Source organism: Streptomyces sp. CA-210063 (assembly GCF_024612015.1).
Classification (GTDB): Bacteria; Actinomycetota; Actinomycetes; order Streptomycetales; family Streptomycetaceae; genus Streptomyces.
Window position 1 is genome coordinate 7,592,983 of the sequence record NZ_CP102512.1, and the last position, 19,369, is coordinate 7,612,351.

Here is a 19,369-nt window from a genome sequence, read left to right on the forward strand (position 1 = left end):
GTCGAGGGATCAACCCCATGAGGCGGCCCGCCCGCACCCTGACCGCATGCCTGGCCCTCGCCCTCCTCGCCGCCCTCTCCTCCGCCTGCACCCGGGACCCGGAGAGCATCACCCTCAAGGTCCTCGCCAGCCCCGAACTCGCCGACGTGGCACCGCTGTTGGCGGACCTGAAGAAGGAGACCGGGGTAGAGCTGGACATGGAGTACGAGGCGACGGCCGACCTGGCGGGCCAGCCGCCCGACTCCGGCCGTTCCGAGTACGACCTGGCCTGGCCCGCCTCGGACCGGTCCTTCCTCCTGCGCCTGCGGGACTCCGGCGGCGGGGCGGCCCGCCCGGAATCGACCCCGGTCATGCGCTCACCCGTCGTCGTCGGCCTCACCCCTCAGATGGCGGACAGGCTGCGGGCCGGCGTCCCCGGCGGACGCCTCTCCTGGGCGGACATCGCGGACGCCGCCGCCGACGGCACCGTACGGTTCGCCATGGCCGACCCGCGGCGCAGCGACACCGGACGCGCGGCGCTCGTCGGGGTCGCCACCGCGGCCGCGGGCACCGGCAGCGCACTGCGCGAACAGGACGTCTCCTGCGACCGGCTGCGGGGCTTCCGCTCGGGGCACACCCTCACGGCCGACAGCTCACGCGACCTGATCGACCGGTACGCCGAGGGCCGGGGGGAGGCCAACACGCTGATCGCCCACGAGGCCGAGCTGCTGTCCCTGAACGCGCGGAACGCGCCGCGCGACCAGCTGGAGATCGTCTATCCGGAGGACGGCATGGTGCTGTCCGACTTCCCGCTGCTGCTGCTCGACCCCGCACAGCGCTCCGCGTACCGCACAGTCGTCGACTGGCTGCTGAGCGCCGACACCCAGCGGAAGCTGATGGAGCGGACCCACCGCCGCCCGGTCAACCAGGACGTCGAGCCCGCGAAGCAGCTCCGCGCGGCCGTCGGCAACGCCCTGTCCTTCCCCGACCGGCTCTCCATCGTCGAGCGGCTGATCGCCGACTACGGGGACCCGAACAGCCGGGCCGCCGACCAGGTGGTGTTCGTGCTCGACTACTCGGGCTCGATGCGCGGCGAACGGATGGCCGGGCTGCGGGCCGCCTTCGCCGGACTGAGCGGCGCCGACCCGACCTCCACCGGCAAGTTCGCCCGCTTCTACCGGGGCGAGCGCCTGACGGTCGTCCGGTTCGGCGGCCGTGTCCTGGAGGAACGCACCGTGACCGTACGCGGCGACGGTGATCTCAAGGCCCTCGACAAGGTCGTCACGGAAGGCGACTTCGCCGACTCCACCGCCGTGTGGTCCGCGCTCGACCGCGGCTACCGCATCGCCGCCGACGCCGTGCGCGAACAGCCCCAACGACCCGTGTCGATCGTGCTGATGACAGACGGCGAGAGCAACTCGGGTATTGCTTATGGGGAGTTCGTACGCCGTCACGACGAACTAGGCGCCGACGTACGCGAGGTGCCCACCTTCCCCGTCCATTTCGGAGAGGCCGACCCCGCCGCCCTGAAGAAGGCCGCCGACCTGACCGGCGGCCGTATGGTCGACGCCGGCCGCTCCTCGCTCTCCGACGCTTTCAAGGAGATCCGTGGGTGTCATTGACAGTCAGTGGTGGGGCCTGTGGTGGCCGTGGCTGGTCGTCTGGGCGCTGACGGCGGCGTGCTGCGCCGTCCTGGCGCGGTACGCGCTGCTGCGCCTCGGCTGGCCGCGCAGACGGCGGCGGCGCGTCCTGCGCACCAACCTCGGCATGTGCTTCTACCTGCACAACGAGCGCGTCATGAACATCTACCAGGCCGGCGGCTTCTCGGAGGCCCTGGAGCAGGAGGTCGCCGACCAGATCAAGGTCAACGGCGGCTTCGGGCTGTGGTCCCGGGTGCTCGGCCTGCTGGGCTTCACCGTCCACCGGGACGTCGCCAAGGAGCGCGTCACCAAGTACCTCCGGGAGAGCACGCCCATCATGGTGATCCGGCTGCTCATGGACACCATGCGCAAGGAGGACGTGGTGGTCGACGCCGACCTCGTCACCGGCCGCCTCGTCCCCAACGGGACGCTCGCCGAGACCCTGCGCGACCGGAACGACACCGGCACGGTCCCGCTGAGCGCCGTCATGACGGAGTTCGTCTCCGTCACCGGACTCTTCACCGCCCACCGCACGGAGAACGGCGACGTCGTCCTGCGGGCGCGCTACGAGGGGTCGCCCTCCGCCCACGTCAAGATCACCTGCGACGAGTCCGAGGGCCGGGGCGAGTTCCGCAACACCGACTACCACACAGGGGAGTTCCAGGCCCGCTGCCTGGGCAAGGTGCGCACCTGGAACCGGGAGACCGGCGAACTGGCCCTGGACCCGATCGCCATCTTCCGCTGAGCGGATCCGGTGCGTCCTAGGAGTTGAGCTCGGCGAGCACACGCAGGGTGTGCGGGTCGGGGGCGAGTACCAGCAGGTCCGTCACCGGCCCCTTCCGCCACAACTCCAGCCGCTCCGCGATGCGTTCACGCGGCCCGATCAGCGAGATCTCGTCCGCGAAGGCGTCCGGTACGGCGAGTACGGCCTCCTCGCGCCGCCCGTCGAGGAAGAGCCGCTGGATGTGCCGGGCCTCCTCCTCGTACCCCATGCGGGCCATGAGATCGGCGTGGAAGTTGCGCTTGGCGTGCCCCATCCCGCCGATGTAGAAGCCGAGCATCGCCTTCACGGGCAGCAGCCCTTCGGCGACGTCGTCGCAGACCTTCGCGCGGGCCATGGGCGCGATGAGGAAGCCGTCCGAGAGGTTCGTCAGCGAGGCCTCGTAGACATCGGTCCGTGTCGGCGACCAGTACAACGGCAGCCACCCGTCCGCTATGCGGGTCGTCTGCGCGATGTTCTTCGGCCCCTCGGCGCCGAGCAGGACGGGCAGATCGGCGCGGAGGGGGTGCGTGATGGACTTCAGCGCCTTGCCGGTGCCGGTGCCGTCCGGCCCGTCGTACGGGAGGGGGTGGAAGCGCCCGTCCAGCTCAACGGGGGCCTCGCGCCTGAGGACTTGGCGTACGACGTCGACGTACTCCCTGGTCGCGGTCAGCGGGGACTTCGGGAACGGGCGCCCGTACCAGCCCTCGACGACCTGCGGCCCGGAGAGCCCCAGACCGAGGAGGGCGCGTCCGCCGGAGAGATGGTCCAGGGTCAGGGCGTGCATCGCGGTGGTGGTGGGCGACCGGGCGGCCATCTGGGCAACCGCCGTGCCCAGCTTGATCCTTGAGGTGTGCGCCGCGATCCAGGTGAGCGGGGTGAAGGCGTCCGAGCCCCACGACTCGGCGGTCCACACCGAGTCGTAGCCGAGCCGCTCCGCCTCCCGCGCGAGCGGGACGTGGTCGGGGGAGGGGCCGCGCCCCCAGTAGCCGAGCGCGAGACCGAGTCGCATACGCCTGCCTCCGTTCTGACGGTACGTCAGTTGAGCGGCCGGGAGGTGCGACTGTACGACAACGGCCCCCCGCTCGGAAGAGCGAAGGGCCGGTCGTACGGACGCGGGATGCGATCAGCCGCGCTGGATACCGCTGGTGTCCTGAAGGACGCCACGACGGCCGTCCTGCGTCTGGGCCACCAGGCTGGGGCCGCGCTGCTCGACCGCCAGGTACCAGGTGCCCGGCGCCAGTTCGGCGATCGTCGACTGCGAACCGTCCTCCGCGAACAGCGGACGGGCCACCGGCACCGCGAACCAGAACGGCGAGAAGTCACTGGCCGGCGGCTGCGGCGCCGCCGCCTGCTGCTGCGGAGCACCACCGAACGGCGCCCCCGGCCCCGGCTGACCGGGCCCCGGCTGGCCCGCACCGAACGGAGCCTGCTGCGCACCGGCGCCCGGGTAGCCGTAACCACCGGGCGGCTGCGCGCCGTACGGCTGCGGGGCGGCCGGACGCGGGGCGCCGACGAGGGCGGCCTTGAGGGCGGGGACGAGGGGGGTGGCGATGGCGGCGGCGGCCAGGAGCAGGCAGGCGATCAGACCGAGGATGAGACCGGCACCGGAGTCGGGCTCCGAGCCGCCGAAGGCGCCCAGCAACTCCTCCATCGCTCCGAACGGGTCGATGATCGACCAGAACGAGGTCCACGCGGCGAAGATGGTCAGCGCCACCCCGAGCTGGCCGACGTCCAGGCCGATGACCTTGGGCGGCTGCGGCAGCGCACGGGCGAGGACGATCAGCACCGCACCGACGATGCCGGCGACGTACATGCTCATCACCAAGCCGAGGTTGTCCCAGGCATTGGGTACGTCGTCGCCGGAGCCGTCGAACGTGTCGAGGAACGACGCGATGAACAGCAATACCGCTGCTCCGATCACGACGCCGTCGCCTCTGGTGAGGGAGCGGATATTCACTTCAGGTCCTTCGTCAGTCGTCTCGTCATCGGTGGAGGCGTCGCCGTCACCATGTCGCCCGTCAGGCCGTGGTGGGAAGCGCGGGGGTGGCCCCTCATCGTAGGGACGACCTTATCGTCCGACCGACTTGGGTGTCCGCCGGGATCACCTCGGTGATCACGACCCGCCCGCTACCCTCGCAGGAAACTCACGATTCCCTCAGAGTTCCCCTGTGCCGTTTTCTGCCGCCAGGCACCGCTGGTCAACAGTGCCGCGTCATGGATATCGCGCATCCCGGCGCACACGATGAACACGGGCGGAACCGTTGACAGATTGAGACCGCCCGAACGTCATTCCGTCGCGCTTCGGGTAAGCGGCCGGAGTTCTCCGAAGAGGAGAGTTGTTCAATTTTCGAGGAAGCTCGTGATGCCGTCCGAGATTCCCCGCGCCGCTTTCTGCCGCCACGCGCCGCTGGTGAGCAGCGCCGCGTCCTTGCTGTCGCGCATGTTGCCGCACTCGATGAACACCTTGGGGACGGTGGAGAGGTTGAGGCCGCCGAGGTCGGTGCGGGTGACGAGGCCGGTGCCGTCGCCGACGTAGTTGGAGGGGGCGCTGCCGGTGGCGCGGACGAAGTAGCCGGCGATGCGCTCGCCGAGGTCGCTGGAAGGGGCGACGATGGGCCGCGTATCGGCGTCGCCCTCGTTCACCGAACCCGGCAGGATCACATGGAAGCCGCGGTTGCCGGCGCCCGAGCCGTCCGCGTGGATCGACACCACCGCGTCCGCCTTCGCCTCATTGCCGATCCGCGCCCGCTCGTCGATGCACGGACCCCAGTTCCGGTCCCCGTCCTGCGTGAACTTCACCGTGGCGCCCTGCTGTTGGAGGAGCGTCCGCAGCCGCCGTGAGACGTCCAGCGTGAACTTGGCTTCCATGTAACCGTCGTTGGTGGTCGTCCCCGTCGTGTCGCACTCCTTCATCGCCGTCCCGATGTTCACCTTGCGGTTGATCTCGGTGGTGTGCTGGAAGTTGCCGGGGTTGTGCCCCGGGTCGATCACGACGACCTTGCCCTTGAGGGGGCCGGTGGCGGCGGGCGCGGAGGCGGAGCCGGACGGGCTCGCCGCCTTGTCGTCGCCGTCGCCGGAAGAGGACGGGTCGGAGGACGCCGGGGGAGTGGTCGCCGACCGCGTCTGCGGGACCGCCGCACCGTCCGACCCGTCGTCCCCGCCCCCGGAATCCCCGACGGCCTGCCAGACCCCCCACCCCGCCACCGCCCCCACCACGACCGCGGTCACCGCCACGGTCAGCGGACGGCGAAGGGCGGAACGGCGGGGCTGGGGCGGATCGAAGTCCGGGCCTACGTACGACACGCCTGCCACCTTACGGGGCGGGCCCGACCGGGGCGGGCTGCCCCACCGCCGCCGCAGTCTCGTCCACGGCTGGACCTGTCGGTCACCGGCGGGTCAGAGTACGAGGATGATCGAGGTCCTGATCGCCGTTCTCGGTGCCGTGGTGGGCGCGTCCGCGCTCGTCGTGAGCATCGCCGGGCACCGTCACACCATCCGCCAGGCCGAACGGCTGGCGGAGCGGGAACGCCGTATCGAGGCCCGGGAACGCGAGGCCGACCAGCGGGAGAGGCTGATCCAGTCGTCGATGCTGCACGTGGCGATGGTCAGCAGCCCTTCCGTGCTCGCGGACGGATACGTGCAATGGCGCCTCGAAGCGGTCAACACCAGCAATCAGCCGCTCGTCCGGATCGCCGTCCACTACGACGGCGAACGCCTCGACGGCCGTGAGGTCCTGCCCGCCGGCGGCGTACTCACGGCCGACCTCCCGCTGACCTCAGCCACCGGCTCACCGCCCTCGCCCCTCCTCTGCTCCGTCGAGTTCACGGACACCTCGGGCAGCCGCTGGCGCCGACTGGCCACCGGGCAACTCCAGCCGCAGGCGGCCGACGGCGACGGCGAGGCGCACTGGCACGCGCCGGTGGCGCCGATCGTCGGCCCGCTACCGCCCCCACTGGTCCGCGAAATGCGACCGGGGGGCCCGCCCGCACAGGGCTCGGCGCCCCCCGTCGCCCGTCCGCCGCGACCGCTCTCCAAGCGGGCCTACCGCCCCGCCGTGGCAGCCGTGATCGTCGTCGTGGTGGCCGCCGTCTATTTGCTCGTCCGGTATGTGGGCTAGGCCCTGTGCGGACGGCGCGGCCGGACCTGGAGAGGAACGACGGCGAAGAGCACGGCGAGGTCGGCGAGGCCGGCCGGCTCCGATGGGCGTACGTGCCGTCGCGGGGTAAAGTCGTGCGGTTACGTCGGGTTGTGGGGCAGGGCTTCGCCGTGCGGTGCGCGGAGTTCTGGTGGGAGGGCCTGTAGCGCATGAGTCGTCGCTCCAACGGGTTGGCCGGGATCTGGGCCGAGGCACAACGCCAGCAGCAGCGCCAGTCGGAGGCGCGGGCGCGGCAGCAGCGGGAGTACGAGCGACAACAGCGCGCGTACCAGCGGGAGTTGGCGCGCAGCCAGCGGGAGCAGCAGGTGGCGTACCGGCAGCAGCGCGAGGCGGAGGCGCGGCGGCGGACCGAGGAACTCGACGCGCGTGTCCAGGCCTTGGAGGGGCTGCTGGTCGCGGGGTGCCGGGCCCCGGCGTTCCGGGCGGCCTCCCTCACCCGTCCGGAGAGGCTGGAGCCGTTCTCGCCAGGGCCGCTCGCCCATCCGGTGCCCATGCCGGACCCCAACCACTACCAGGTACAGGGCGGTTGGACCGCCCAGCGCCGGGCGCAGGCACAGGCCGAGGCGCGCGCCCGGTTCGAGCACGACTGGCACGCGGCGCAGGCCGCCGAGGCACAGCGGCAGCGGCAACTGGCCCAGTACCAGCGGCAGTACGAGCAGTGGGCCGAGGGACAGCGGGCGGAGATCCGGCGGCACAACGCCGGGCTCGCGGAGATGACGACGGCACTGCGGGGCGGCGACCCGGAAGCAGCGGTCGACTACTTCTCCGCCGCCCTCTACGCCTCCGCCGCGTGGCCCGACGGCTTCCCCCGGGGTGTCTCCGCGGCGTACGACTCGGCGGCACGGCAACTGGTCCTGGACTGGGAGCTGCCCAGGTACGACGTCGTCCCCGAGGTGAAGACCGTCCACTACATGCCGAGCGTCGACCAGGACAAGGAGCGCCCGCGCCCGGTCACCCAGCGCCGGGCCCTGTACCGGGACGTCCTCGCGCAGTGCGTGCTCCTGGTGCTGCACGACCTCTTCGCCGCCGACGAGTTCGACGCACTGGAGTCGGTGGTCCTCAACGGGTTCGTCGACGACCACGATCCGGCGACCGGCCGCCGCGCCCAGATCTTCCTGGCGACCGTCATGGTGCCCCGCTCGGTGTTCTCCGGGCTGCACCTGGAGCAGGTGAGTGCCGTCGACTGCCTGACGGACGCGCTCAGGGGGCAACTGTCGGCCAGGCCGGACCAACGCACTCCCGTCCGCCCCGGCCGCAGGCCCGACGACGTGGGCAACGGCGTCGTCACCCATGGCGGCGACGAGGATCCCGACCTGCTGGAGATGGACCCCCTCGCCTTCGAGGCACTGGTCGCCGAACTGTTCCGGGCCATGGGCATGCAGGCCGTGACGACCCAGCGCTCAAACGACGGCGGGGTCGACGTCGACGCCCTGGACCCGGCCCCGATCCGGGGCGGCAAGATCGTCGTACAGGTCAAGCGCTACCGCAACACCGTCCCGCCGACCGCCGTACGCGACCTGTACGGCACGGTCCAGGACGCCGGCGCCAACAAGGGCGTCCTGGTCACGACGTCCAAGTTCGGCCCGGGCTCACACACCTTCGCCCACGGCAAACCGCTGGAACTCGTCTCGGGCCGCGAACTCGTCGACCTGCTGCACCGGCACGGGCTCCGGGGCCGCCTGGGGACGGGCGAGCGCCCCGCTGCCGCTCCTTCCGCCGTGCCCGCTCAGCGGACCTCGCCGGAGACCCCGGGTGGAGCGGCCCCGGATGACTACAGCGTGCTCGGCATGGACTGGACCGGCGGTGTCGCCCTGGACGTCTGCGCGCTCGTCTGCCACGGCAACCGGGTCCTCAGCGACGATCACTTCGTGTTCTACAACAACCTCCGGACCCCCGACGGCACGGTCCGCGCGGTCCCCCCGACCGCACCCGACAAGGCCGCCATCCAGGTCTCCTTCGACGCACTGCCGGAGGGAGCCGACCGTCTCGTCCTGGTCGCGGCGATCGACCCGGCCGTGAACCCCGACGCCGACCTCTCCGGCTTCACCGACGCCCGCATCCGCCTCCTGGACCCGGCGCGATCCGAACAGGGCCGCCTGGAGGTCTCCGACGGCCGCACCGGCGAGACGGCCCTGGTCCTCGGCTCCTTCCGCCGCCGCGCCAACGGCGACTGGGACTTCGTCGTCGGCGGCAAGGGGTTCCGGGACGGCTTGGAGGAGCTGGTCCAGGACTACGGCATAGAGGTGGCGTAGGTGCTACGGCATAGAGGTGGCGTAGGGCAGCAGACAGAGAGATGACGCAGGTCAGATCCCCGTCCCGGTCCGCCGCAGCACCCGCAGGGAATCCGTCGCCGAGACCTCCGTGAAGGCGCCGGAGGCGAGGGCGCGGAGGTAGACGCGGTACGGGGCCTGGCCGGTGAACTCGTCGGCGGGGTCGGGGAAGACGTCGTGGATGACGAGGAGACCATCGGGGGCGACGTGCGGGGCCCAGCCCTCGTAGTCGGCGGTGGCGTGCTCGTCGGTGTGACCGCCGTCGACGAAGACGAAGCCGAGGGGGGTGCCCCAGAAGGCGGCGACCTGCGGCGACCGGCCGACGACCGCGACGACGTGGTCCTCCAGGCCCGCCTTGTGAAGGGTGCGTCGGAACGTCGGGAGCGTGTCCATGCGGCCCACCTCGGGGTCGACCGTGGAGGCGTCGTGGTACTCCCAGCCCGGCTGCTGCTCCTCGCTGCCCCGGTGATGGTCGACCGTGATCGCCGTGACGCCCGCCTCGCGGGCCGCGTCGGCCAGCAGGATCGTGGAACGCCCGCAGTACGTCCCGACCTCCAGCAGCGGCAGCCCGAGCCGCCCCGCCTCCACCGCCGCCGCGTGAAGGGCCAGCCCCTCACCCACGGGCATGAACCCCTTGGCCGACTCGAAGGCGGCCAGGATCTCCGGCTTGGGGGCCGGGCTCGGGACCGGGGCGGGGGCCGCGGACATGGGGTCCTCCGTGATGTCGTACGCGCTGGTGGGTGCCGTACGAGACCTCACGCCCGTACGTCACTGGGGGCGCCCCATGCTGCCATGCGGGTGACCGGCGGCCGCAGGTGCAGGTGCAGGTGCTGGTGCAGGTGCTGGTGCTGGTGCCGGTGCTTCAGGACACCCGCTCGGCGGAGCGTGCGACGGCTGCCGTGATCTCCTTGCCGGTGACGCCGGTGACGCCGGTGACGCCGGTGACGCCGGTGACGTCGGTGGTGTCGATCTCGCTGGTCTCCGGGGTCTCGGTGGTCGCGCGGTGCGTCAGGCCGGGGGTGGGGCGGCGGCCCGGGAGGAAGAAGGCCAGGACGATACCGACGGCGACCGCGGCCGTGGCGATCAGGAAGGAGACGCGGAAGCCGTGCATGGTGGGGATCGCGACGCCGCCGACGTGGTTCGCGGTGTTGGCCAGCACCATGCCGATGACGGCGCTCGACACGGACGTACCGATGGAGCGCATCAGGGTGTTGAGACCGTTCGCGGCGCCCGTCTCGGACGGGTCGACGGCGCCGACGATCAGCGCCGGGAGCGAGGAGTAGGCGAGGCCGATGCCCGTGCCCAGGACCACCGAGACGATCACGGTCTGCCAGGCGGCGCTCATCAGACCGAGGCCGGCGCCGTAGCCGATCGCGATGATCAGCAGGCCGAGGATGAGGGTGGTCTTCGGGCCGTACTTGGCGGAGACCCGGGCGTAGACGGGCGCGGTGAACATCATCGTCAGGCCCAGCGGGGCCACGCACAGGCCCGCGACGACCATCGACTGGCCGAGGCCGTAGCCGGTGGAGGAGGGGAGCTGGAGGAGCTGCGGCAGGACGAGGGAGACGACGTAGAAGGAGACGCCGACCATGATCGAGGCGAGGTTGGTGAGGAGGACCTCGCGGCGGGCGGTGGTGCGCAGGTCCACCAGCGGGGCGGCGATGCGGAGTTCCAGGACGCCCCAGAGGAGCAGGACGACGGCCGACGCGGCGAACAGGCCGAGCGTGGCCGGGGAGGTCCAGCCCCAGTCGCTGCCCTTGGTGATCGGCAGGAGGAAGAGGACGAGCCCGAGGGAGAGGCCGACTGCGCCGAGGTGGTCGAACGTGCCCTTCGCGCGCGTCTTCGTCTCCGGTACGGCGACGAGGGTGAGCACGATCGCGAGGACGCCGAGGCCGGCGGCGCCGAAGAAGAGGGCGTGCCAGTCGGTGTTCTGGGCGACCACGGCGGCGAGCGGCAGCGCGAGTCCGCCGCCGACGCCTATGGACGAGCTCATCAGGGCCATGGCGGAGCCGAGGCGTTCGCGGGGCAGTTCGTCGCGCATCAGGCCGATGCCCAGCGGGATCACGCCCATGGAGAAGCCCTGAAGGGTACGGCCGACGATCATCGGGACCAGCTCGCTGGTGAAACCGCTGATCAGCGCGCCGACCACCATCACGGCCAGGCTGGCGAGCAGCATGCGGCGCTTGCCGAAGAGGTCGCCCAGCCGGCCCATGATCGGGGTGGCCACGGCGCCGGAGAGCAGGGTGGAGGTCAGGACCCAGGTGGCGTTGCTGGGGGAGGTGTCCAGCAGTTGCGGGAGGTCTTTGATCACCGGGACCAGCAGGGTCTGCATCACCGCGACCACGATCCCCGCGAAGGCCAGCACCGGGACGATCGCACCGGTCGATCCGGCCGATCCGGTCGCTCCGGCCGATCCGGTCGCTCCGACGGCCATCGTGCTGGGCCGCTCGGTCGTCGGCGGGGTGTGCGGCTGCGTCATTGAGCGGGGCCTCCTGGCCGGGGTGACGGGTGCGTGTCATCTGAACCTCGTGCGCCTGGGCAACTATTCCGTTGTTTTGAGTGACTAAGGAAAACTTGACTTGCTCATGGGGAAGTGACGCGCCGTCAGGGGTGGCGGCGGGTTGGAAGGCGGCGCAAGTTTTTCGCGGGGCGAGGCAACGGATTCGGGCCCTCATGGACTGTAAAAGGCATCTAGGAGGTGCTCATGGGGGATCGGAAGCAGGCTCGGGACGAGGAGTTCCAGAGCTTCCTCGTCGGCCGCTGGCCACGGCTGATGCGTACGGCGTTTCTCCTCACGGGGGAGCAGCACGCCGCGGAGGACCTGGTCCAGACAACGCTGGAGCAGGTCTATGTGGCCTGGCGCCGGGTCGGCTCGACGGACGATCCGGACACATATGTACGGCGCGTGATGATCAACGCCCACGCGCGCAAGCACCGCAGACGCCTCAAGGAGTTCCTGGCGCCCCGGAGCGACTCGGACCTGGTGCCCGAGCTGCCCGACACCGGTGACCGCATCGCCCAGGCCGACGACCGAGGCGCCTTGCTCAAGGCCCTGTCCCAACTGCCGCCGCGCCAGCGCGAGGCCGTGGTCCTGCGGTACTGGGAGGACCTGAGCGAGAGCCGGACGGCGGAGGCGATGGGCTGTTCCATCGGCGCGGTGAAGAGCAACGCGGCGAAGGGCATCGCGAAGCTTCGAGCCATACCGGGACTGGCGGAGATGGTGACGCAGGGAGGCCGGACGTGAGGGACGTGGATGGCGTGGATGGCGTGAACGGTACGGACGGCGCGAGCGGTGCGGACGGCGCCAGCGGTGCGGACGGTACGAGCGGTGCGGACGGTACGAGCGGTGCGGACGGGAAGGCGAAGCAGCACATGACACACGGCGACAGCGCACACGGCGACCTCACGCGCAGCACCGCGCTGGAGAGAGACGTCGCCTTCCTGCTGGCGGACGCGGCCGACGAGGTCGAGATCGGTATAGCCCCCTACCAGGCGGTGGTGCGGGGCGGTCGGCGCCGCATGGCCCGCCGCTGGGCGGTCGCCGCCGCTGCCGCCGTGGTGATCGCGGGTACCACGGGGACACTGGCGCTGGCCGGGGTGACGGACGGGGGCGGGGGGCGGGTGGTGCCGGCGGCGACGGCGCCTGAGACGCCCGAGCCCCGCCGTATGTACGAGCCGTGGCGGACCACCCTGGCGGAGGGCCGCGACCAGGGCACGGTCTGGCGGGTGACGATCGATGTCTGGGACGCGCCGAAGGACGAGGCGGAGGCCGCCGATCAGCTCGCCGCGATGGGCCTGTTCGGGGCCGACCCGTCGGGCGTGGACAGCGCCGCCGAACTCGTGGGCAGGAGCTGGCACTTCGTGCACCTGACCGTGGGCGACGACCGGACGGACGCGATGATCGTCGGTGAGGATGACGCCATGTCGGGCAAGGACCTGGAGTCCTACGCGACGGTCCTCCGCGCCGGCGACCGGGACCAGGGCGACGCCCCCCAGCGCCTCGTCATCGGCCAGGTCGCCCCCACCGCCCAACAGGTACGCGTCACTTGGTCCGACGGCACGTCCGTCGACGTCAACCGCGATGGCGACCACGTCTGGTACGAGGACCTGCGCAACCCCCGCATCGTCGAGGCGAAGGGCGCCCGGGCCAGCTGGTTCGTGGCACTGGCGCCGCAGGGGGTGGAGTACGAGTCGGCGGAGGTGACGAAGTGAGGGGGTGAGGGAGTGACGGCGAGGGGACGGCCGCTGGGTGTTCCACGGGGGTGGGTATCCGGAGGCGCTGGTCGGCCTGTGGTCCGCTTGGGCGCGGCGGGCTCGCGGTCCCCTCGGAGCCGGCCGCCGTAAGACGGGCACGGCGGGGCGCTGCCTGCGGTCGCCTGCGCTGCCAGGCGGTGCGCGCGGCTACAGCCACCCCTGTTGTCGGGCCTCCCGCATGGCCTCCGTGCGGTTGCGGGTGCCTGTTTTGCCGATGGCGGAGGAGAGGTAGTTGCGGACGGTGGACTCGGAGAGATGGAGGCGGGCGGCGATGTCGGCGACGGTGGCGCCGTCGGCGGAGGCGTTGAGGGCGTCGCGCTCGCGGTCGGTGAGCGGGTTGGGCCCGGCGCTCAGCGCGGCCGCGGCGAGGGCCGGATCGACGACGGTCTCGCCGGTCAGCACCCGGCGGATGGCCTGGGCCAGCTCCTCCACGGGCCCGTCCTTGACGAGGAACCCGGCGGCGCCCGCGTCCATGGCCCGGCGGAGGTACCCCGGCCGGCCGAAGGTGGTGAGGATCAGCACGCGGCAGTCGGGCACCTGGCCCCGCAGTTCGGCGGCGGCATCCAGACCGCTCATCCCGGGCAGCTCGATGTCCAGCAGCGCGACATCCGGCCGATGGATCAACGCCGCGTCCACGATCGCGTCCCCCGCCCCGACCTGCGCCACGACCTGGATGTCCGCCTCCATACCCAGCAGCAACGCCAACGCGCCCCGCATCATCCCCTGATCCTCCGCGAGCAGCACCCTGATGGACTTGGCGGGCCGGTGATCCCGGGGCATCTCGTTCACCGCCCAAGAGTAGGTCGGAGGGGGCGCTTCGGACCGGCGCGCGGCGCGGGCCGGGTGGCATGAATCAGGTGGACGGCGCGGGCCGGGTGGCATGAATCAGGTGGACGGCGCGGGCCGGGTGGCATGAATCAGGTGGACGGCGCGGTCGCCGACCTCGGCTCCGGCCCCGGCAGGTCCACCGTCTCCTCTCCCGTCGGCCTCATGGGCAGTTCCACCCGGACCATGAAGCCGCCTTGGGGGCCCGGTCCTGCCTGGAGTGTGCCGCCGGCCGCGGTGAGGCGTTCGGTCAGGCCCTTCAGGCCGTTGGGAGTGCTGCCAGGGCGTGGGGTGGGCGGAGGAGTGGGGCCGTTGTCGGTGATGGTGAGGTGGGCGTGGTCGGGGGTGGCGGTGAGGGTGATCGCGGAGTGAGTGGCGTGGCTGTGGCGTACGACGTTGGTGATCGCCTCGCGGACGACCCAGCCCAGCAGTGCCTCGGCCTGGGGAGTCGGGGGCGGGCCGGAGCGCCGTACGGTCAGGGTCGTGCCCGTGGCGGACAGTACGGAGTGGGCGCGGTCCAGCTCCATCGTGAGGCTGCCCTCGCGATAGCCGGTCACCGCCTCGCGGATCTCGGTGAGGGCCTGGCGGCCGACCGACTCGATATCCGTGATCTGGGCGAGCGCCGCGTCCGTGTCGTCCGGGGCGAGCCGGCGGGCCGCCTCCGACTTCACCACGATCACCGACAGCGTGTGGCCGAGCAGGTCGTGCAGATCGCGGGAGAAGCGAAGGCGTTCCTTCTCCACCGCGCGGTGGGTCAACTCCTCGCGGACCGAGCGCAGTTCGCGTACCGCGTCGGCGAGGGAGAGGATCGCGGCCGTCACCGCTACGGAGACGAGGGTGCCGTACGTCACGCTGATCGCGTCCCAGCCCTCGCGGACCGCCGACACTCCGCCCGCGAGCGCGGTCACCGCCAGCCCGCTCCGGCCGAGTCGTGGGCCCCGGGTGGCGGCGCCCACGGCCAGGCCGAGCAGCGGGAAGAAGTTCAGCCAGCTGCCGCCGTAGGCGAGGGCCAGGCCGCAGGCGACCAGGCCGAGCAGGACGAGTGCGAGCCGGGTGGAGCGGGACTCGCGCTTCTCCTTCACGAAGGCGCGGACGACCACGTAGATGTAGAGGGAGTTGAAGGCGAGGATGCCGAGGCCGCCGACCCAGGGGTTCGGGGCGCGGCCCTGGAGGAGGTTGGCGAAGGCGCCCATTCCCATCAGCAGCCACGGCACCAAGGTGAGGCCGGTGGGCGGCGGGTCCGGATCCTCCGACGACGGCGCCCGCCCACCCGCACGCAATGCCCGCCACGGCAACCACGTCGCCACCGCCCCCACCCAGCTCCGCTTCCCGCACCCGGTGTCACGGGCACGCCCGCACCCGCTGTCACCGGCACGCCCGTCCGCGGTGCCTCCGGCACACGCGTCCTCCGGGTGCCCGGCACCCACTGCCGCTCTGCCCGCACTGTCCGCTTCCGTCTGCGTCATGCCCTCGACATTACGAACGCGGGGCCGCGCCCGGCAGAGGCGCATGTACGGAGTCCGGCAGTACAAATGTCATGGGCGGGCGGAGCGACGGCAACCTTCACCAGCCCTCTGAGACCCGCCCCGGGACACATATCTGACGTACTGTCAGGAGCCTTCACATGTGTACGTGGCTCGGCTATACAGAGGTTCGCCGGACTGGAACGCGTTCTAGGTGGGCGGGTTCGGGTCCCTGTGACGACCTCGGTGCGGCCGCTGGTGCGGACGGTCGTACCGAGGTTCCTCAGCGCACCCCACTCGCCAACAGCCACTCGCCAACAGCCCCTCACCATCCGCCACCCACCCTCCGCCACCCGCACCGGCCACTCACCACCCGCCACCCGCCATCCGCCACTCTCCACCCGCCCCACACCGCCCAGGAGCCCCATGCCCATCGACGCAGCCAAGGCCCTCGCGGCCGCGCCCCGTTCCGCCGAGATCGCGTGGACCCGTAAGGACGTCCTGCTCTACCACCTCGGTATCGGCGCAGGCATCCCCGCGACCGACCCCGACGAGCTGCGCTACACGCTGGAGTCACGGCTGCACGTCCTGCCGAGCTTCGCCACCGTCGCGGGCGCGGGCTCGCCGGACGTCATCGGCGGCCTGAACGCACCCGGCGTCGACGTGGACCTCGCCAAGGTCCTGCACGGCGGCCAGCGCATCGAGCTGCATCGGCCGATTCCGGTCGAGGGGCGGGCGACCGCGACCTCGCGCGTGGCGGCGGTGTACGACAAGGGCAAGGCGGCCGTCCTGGTCATGCGGACCGAGGCGGCGGACGCCGAGGGCCCGTTGTGGGCGAACGAGGCGCAGATCTTCGTAAAGGGCGAGGGCGGCTGGGGTGGTGAGCGCGGGCCGTCCGCACGGCAGGAACCGCCGACGACCACGGCCGACAAGGAGGTCGAGCGGGTCGTCCGTGACGACCAGGCGCTGCTTTATCGCCTCTCCGGCGACTGGAACCCGTTGCACGCCGACCCGGAGTTCGCCGGGCGCGCCGGGTTCGACCGGCCGATCCTGCACGGGCTGTGCACGTACGGGATGACGTTGAAGGCCGTGGTGGACACGGTGCTCGGCGGGGACGTCGGCCGCGTCCGCTCGTACGGGACACGCTTCGCGGGAGTCGTCTTCCCGGGCGAGACCCTCCGCATCCGGATGTGGACGCCGGACGACCGCTCGGTGCGGGTGACGGTGACCGCCGTTGAGCGGGACGACGCACCGGTGCTGGCGGACACCCTCGTCGAGCACGAATGAGCAGGGAACAGCAGCTCAGCACAACCGTAGGGGACAGGTACTCCTGAGGGGAGCCGCACCAATGCGCGCAGCCGTACTGCACGAGATCGGTCAGGACAAGCTCGATGTGCTCGACGACGTCGAGGCGGTGGGCTTCGGGCCGGGCAGGGTGAGGATCCGGGTGCGGGCCACGGGGCTGTGCCACTCGGACCTGTCCGCGATGGCCGGGGTGCTGCCGCAGCCCGGGCCGTTCGTCCCCGGGCACGAGGGGGCCGGCGAGATAGTCGAGGTCGGGGACGGCGTACGGCACGTGAAGCCCGGTGACCGGGTCGTGGTGTGCTGGCTCCCGGCCTGCGGCACCTGCCCGGCGTGCAAGCGTGGTCAGACGCAGCTCTGCCTCGCCGGATTCCTCAACGCGGGTACGCCCAACTTCAAGCGGCCCGCCGGGGATGTCTTCGGCTTCGCGGGCACCGGCACCTTCGCCGAGGAGGTCGTCGTCGACGCCGGCTGCGCCGTGCCGATACCGGACGACGTGCCCTTCGACATCGGCGCCCTCATCGGCTGCGGTGTCACCACCGGGCTGGGCGCGGCCCTCAACACCGCTGACGTGGAGGCCGGTTCGTCGGTCGCGGTCATCGGCTGCGGCGGCGTCGGCATCTCGGCGATCCAGGGCGCCCGGCTCAAGGGCGCCGCCGAGATCGTCGCCGTCGACCCGGTGGTCTCCCGGCGCGAGGCGGCGCTCAAGTTCGGTGCCACGAAGGCGGTTTCGCCGGAGGAGCTGGCCGACGCCAAGCAGTCCGTCACCGGCGGCGAGGGCTTCGACTACGTCTTCGAGGTCGTCGGCCGCTCGACCACCGCCCGCACCGCGTACGAGACCACCCGGCGCGGCGGCACCCTCGTCGTCGTCGGCGCGGGCGCCATGGACGACTTCCTCCAGCTCAGCATGTTCGAGCTGTTCTTCGACGAGAAGCGGATCCTGCCGTCCATGTACGGCGGCGGAGACGTCCTGCGCTCCTACGAGCGGGCCATCGCCCTGTGGCGGGCCGGCCGTATCGACCTCGCGGGCCTGATCACCCACCGGGTGCCCCTCTCGGACATCAACGAGGCACTGGACCAGATGCGGACCGGGGCGGCGCTCCGCACCTGCATCGAGATCTGACGACCGCCCGGGGGCGAGAGGAGGGCTTGGGAATGGCATCGCCGCTCGAAGGACTGTCCGCGATCGTCACCGGCGCGGGGCGCGGCCTCGGCCGGGCCGAGGCGCTGGAGCTGGCCCGGCTGGGTGCGGCCGTCGTCGTCAACGACTACGGCCGGCCGGGGCGGGACGGTTCCGGGGAGGCGGACACCGGGCCCGCGGAAGAGGTCGCGGCGTCGATCCGCGCGGCGGGCGGCCACGCGGTGGCGCACACCGGAGACGTGTCCGACCACGAACAGGCCCGGGAACTCGTCGAGTTGGCCGTCGAGGAGTTCGGGAAGCTGGACATCCTCGTCAACAACGCGGGCATCCTGCGCGACCGTATGGTCTTCTCGATGTCGGAGGAGGAGTGGGACTCGGTCATCCGGGTCCACCTCAAGGGTCACTTCAACACGACCCGGTTCGCCTCCGCCCACTGGCGCACACGGGCGAAGTCGGGTGAGGGCGGGCCGGTCTACGGGCGCATCGTGAACACCTCCTCCGAGGCCTTCCTCGCCGGTTCGGCAGGACAGCCCAACTACGCCGCCGCGAAAGGCGGAATCGTCGGGCTGACCACCTCCACGGCCCTCGCGCTCGCCAAGTACGGCGTCACCGCGAACGTCATCTGCCCGCGCGCCCGGACCCGGATGACCGAGGACGTCTTCGCGGGACTGCCGGGCCCGGCGGAGGGCGACGACACCGCGCTCGACCCCCTCGCCCCCGAACACGTCGCCCCGCTCGTCGGCTATCTGGCGTCCCCGGCCGCCGCACAGGTGAACGGCCAGCTCTTCGTCGTACACGGCGGCATGGTCGCGATCGTCGAACGGCCGCGCGTACAGGCGAAGTTCGACACCAAGCAGGACGCGTTCACGTACGACGAACTGGACGGGCTGCTCACGCCGTACTACGTCGACCGGCCGCAGAGCGAGACGTTCGCGGCGGCGGAGGTGCTGGCGCTCAGGCACGGGGAGGGCGCGGCGGGGGGTTCGGTGGGAGCGCCGGCTCCCTGAGGAGCGCGGGACCGCGTCACCAAGCGGCTTTGCCGCGTGGACGCGACCAGCCCGCCACAAGCCGCACTCGCCGATCGACCTGGCGTGGCAGGCGTGTCTGCGGCTCTCATCCGCCTGGCGTGGCAGGCGCGTCTGCGGCTCTCATCCGCCTGGCGTGGCAGGCGCGTCTGGGACTCGCACGTCGCTGGTCGCGCAGTTCCCCGCGCCCCTTACGGGGCCGGATCCCGTGCCTGGAAGGGAACGGCCCCGCCCGTCATGACGGGCGGGGCCGAATGCCGTCGTGGCCGGTTCCGGCGTCGAATTGACGTTTCTCCAGAGGTGGCCGGAGGGGACGCGTGCCGCCGTTCAGGCGGACGTCGTCGACTCCTTGTACTCGGCCGGCTTGCGGTGGCGTCCGCGAGGGGCCGTTTCGGCTTCGTGGGCCGAGATCTGGCCCCGGTGCCTACCGTGGCCTTCCGCCTCGTGGGGGTGGCGGGCGGTGGGCGGCTGGGTTGTGTGCGCGTCGCTCATTGGAAGTGTTCCCCGTCGGATGATCTTCTTGTCGGCGGGTGATTTTAACGGGCTGTCGG

Annotated in this window: 17 protein-coding genes; 9 read left to right on the plus strand and 8 right to left on the minus strand. The window is 71.6% G+C overall.

Going from position 1 to position 19,369, the window contains the following annotated elements:
* The first annotated feature begins 17 nt into the window (after positions 1-17).
* Together JIX56_RS33180 and JIX56_RS33185 are read left to right on the plus strand one after the other, a co-directional pair.
* On the plus strand, positions 18-1,601 hold the full coding sequence (locus JIX56_RS33180; protein ID WP_257546060.1) for a vWA domain-containing protein: 1,584 nt from the start codon (positions 18-20) through the stop codon (positions 1,599-1,601).
* The gene (locus JIX56_RS33185; protein WP_257546061.1) at positions 1,588-2,364 is read left to right on the plus strand and encodes a hypothetical protein; all 777 of its coding nucleotides are present in this window, start codon (positions 1,588-1,590) and stop codon (positions 2,362-2,364) included. The genes JIX56_RS33180 and JIX56_RS33185 overlap by 14 nt, the downstream gene beginning before the upstream one ends.
* A gap of 16 nt (positions 2,365-2,380) precedes the next feature.
* On the opposite strand, the gene JIX56_RS33190 is transcribed toward JIX56_RS33185, so the two are convergent.
* The 3 genes from JIX56_RS33190 to JIX56_RS33205 all read right to left on the minus strand — a co-directional run bounded on the left by JIX56_RS33190 (position 2,381) and on the right by JIX56_RS33205 (position 5,685).
* Positions 2,381-3,391 carry an LLM class F420-dependent oxidoreductase gene (locus tag JIX56_RS33190; protein ID WP_257546063.1) on the minus strand — a complete coding sequence of 337 codons (1,011 nt, stop codon included), beginning with the start codon at positions 3,389-3,391 and terminating at the stop codon, positions 2,381-2,383.
* Between the two features lie 114 nt (positions 3,392-3,505).
* The gene (locus JIX56_RS33195) at positions 3,506-4,339 is read right to left on the minus strand and encodes a DUF5336 domain-containing protein (protein ID WP_257546064.1); all 834 of its coding nucleotides are present in this window, start codon (positions 4,337-4,339) and stop codon (positions 3,506-3,508) included.
* Positions 4,340-4,722: 383 nt separating this feature from the next.
* The gene (locus tag JIX56_RS33205; protein WP_257546066.1) at positions 4,723-5,685 is read right to left on the minus strand and encodes an N-acetylmuramoyl-L-alanine amidase; all 963 of its coding nucleotides are present in this window, start codon (positions 5,683-5,685) and stop codon (positions 4,723-4,725) included.
* 106 nt (positions 5,686-5,791) lie between these two features.
* Here JIX56_RS33205 and JIX56_RS33210 point away from each other — a divergent pair, with 106 nt between their 5' ends.
* Together JIX56_RS33210 and JIX56_RS33215 are read left to right on the plus strand one after the other, a co-directional pair.
* On the plus strand, positions 5,792-6,499 hold the full coding sequence (locus JIX56_RS33210; protein ID WP_257546067.1) for a hypothetical protein: 708 nt from the start codon (positions 5,792-5,794) through the stop codon (positions 6,497-6,499).
* A gap of 188 nt (positions 6,500-6,687) precedes the next feature.
* Complete coding sequence (locus JIX56_RS33215; RefSeq protein ID WP_257546069.1) at positions 6,688-8,790, plus strand: restriction endonuclease; 2,103 nt, start codon at positions 6,688-6,690, stop codon at positions 8,788-8,790.
* Between the two features lie 51 nt (positions 8,791-8,841).
* On the opposite strand, the gene JIX56_RS33220 is transcribed toward JIX56_RS33215, so the two are convergent.
* Together JIX56_RS33220 and JIX56_RS33225 are read right to left on the minus strand one after the other, a co-directional pair.
* Positions 8,842-9,516, minus strand: a complete 675-nt coding sequence (locus tag JIX56_RS33220) for a class I SAM-dependent methyltransferase (protein ID WP_257551272.1) — start codon at positions 9,514-9,516, stop codon at positions 8,842-8,844.
* A gap of 154 nt (positions 9,517-9,670) precedes the next feature.
* Positions 9,671-11,242 carry an MFS transporter gene (locus JIX56_RS33225; RefSeq protein ID WP_257551273.1) on the minus strand — a complete coding sequence of 524 codons (1,572 nt, stop codon included), beginning with the start codon at positions 11,240-11,242 and terminating at the stop codon, positions 9,671-9,673.
* A 270-nt stretch (positions 11,243-11,512) separates the two neighbouring features.
* Between JIX56_RS33225 and JIX56_RS33230 the strand changes: the two genes are divergently transcribed.
* Both JIX56_RS33230 and JIX56_RS33235 read left to right on the plus strand, forming a co-directional pair.
* A complete protein-coding gene (locus tag JIX56_RS33230) occupies positions 11,513-12,052 on the plus strand; it encodes a SigE family RNA polymerase sigma factor (RefSeq protein ID WP_257546071.1) in 540 nt (179 codons plus the stop codon).
* The gene (locus JIX56_RS33235) at positions 12,049-13,020 is read left to right on the plus strand and encodes a hypothetical protein (protein ID WP_257546073.1); all 972 of its coding nucleotides are present in this window, start codon (positions 12,049-12,051) and stop codon (positions 13,018-13,020) included. Before JIX56_RS33230 ends, JIX56_RS33235 begins: the two co-directional genes overlap by 4 nt.
* Before the next feature lie 189 nt (positions 13,021-13,209).
* On the opposite strand, the gene JIX56_RS33240 is transcribed toward JIX56_RS33235, so the two are convergent.
* Together JIX56_RS33240 and JIX56_RS33245 are read right to left on the minus strand one after the other, a co-directional pair.
* Complete coding sequence (locus JIX56_RS33240; protein ID WP_257551274.1) at positions 13,210-13,842, minus strand: response regulator transcription factor; 633 nt, start codon at positions 13,840-13,842, stop codon at positions 13,210-13,212.
* Positions 13,843-13,979: 137 nt separating this feature from the next.
* Complete coding sequence (locus JIX56_RS33245; protein WP_257546075.1) at positions 13,980-15,353, minus strand: sensor histidine kinase; 1,374 nt, start codon at positions 15,351-15,353, stop codon at positions 13,980-13,982.
* 423 nt (positions 15,354-15,776) lie between these two features.
* Here JIX56_RS33245 and JIX56_RS33250 point away from each other — a divergent pair, with 423 nt between their 5' ends.
* From JIX56_RS33250 to JIX56_RS33260, 3 genes are all read left to right on the plus strand, one after another.
* Positions 15,777-16,637, plus strand: coding sequence for a MaoC/PaaZ C-terminal domain-containing protein (locus tag JIX56_RS33250; RefSeq protein ID WP_257546077.1), 861 nt, complete (start codon positions 15,777-15,779; stop codon positions 16,635-16,637).
* A 61-nt stretch (positions 16,638-16,698) separates the two neighbouring features.
* Entirely contained in the window at positions 16,699-17,775 is a 1,077-nt protein-coding gene (locus JIX56_RS33255) for a Zn-dependent alcohol dehydrogenase (protein WP_257546079.1), read from the plus strand.
* A 32-nt stretch (positions 17,776-17,807) separates the two neighbouring features.
* On the plus strand, positions 17,808-18,800 hold the full coding sequence (locus tag JIX56_RS33260; RefSeq protein ID WP_257546080.1) for a 3-oxoacyl-ACP reductase: 993 nt from the start codon (positions 17,808-17,810) through the stop codon (positions 18,798-18,800).
* Between the two features lie 345 nt (positions 18,801-19,145).
* On the opposite strand, the gene JIX56_RS33265 is transcribed toward JIX56_RS33260, so the two are convergent.
* On the minus strand, positions 19,146-19,310 hold the full coding sequence (locus JIX56_RS33265; RefSeq protein ID WP_257546081.1) for a hypothetical protein: 165 nt from the start codon (positions 19,308-19,310) through the stop codon (positions 19,146-19,148).
* Positions 19,311-19,369 lie beyond the last annotated feature (59 nt).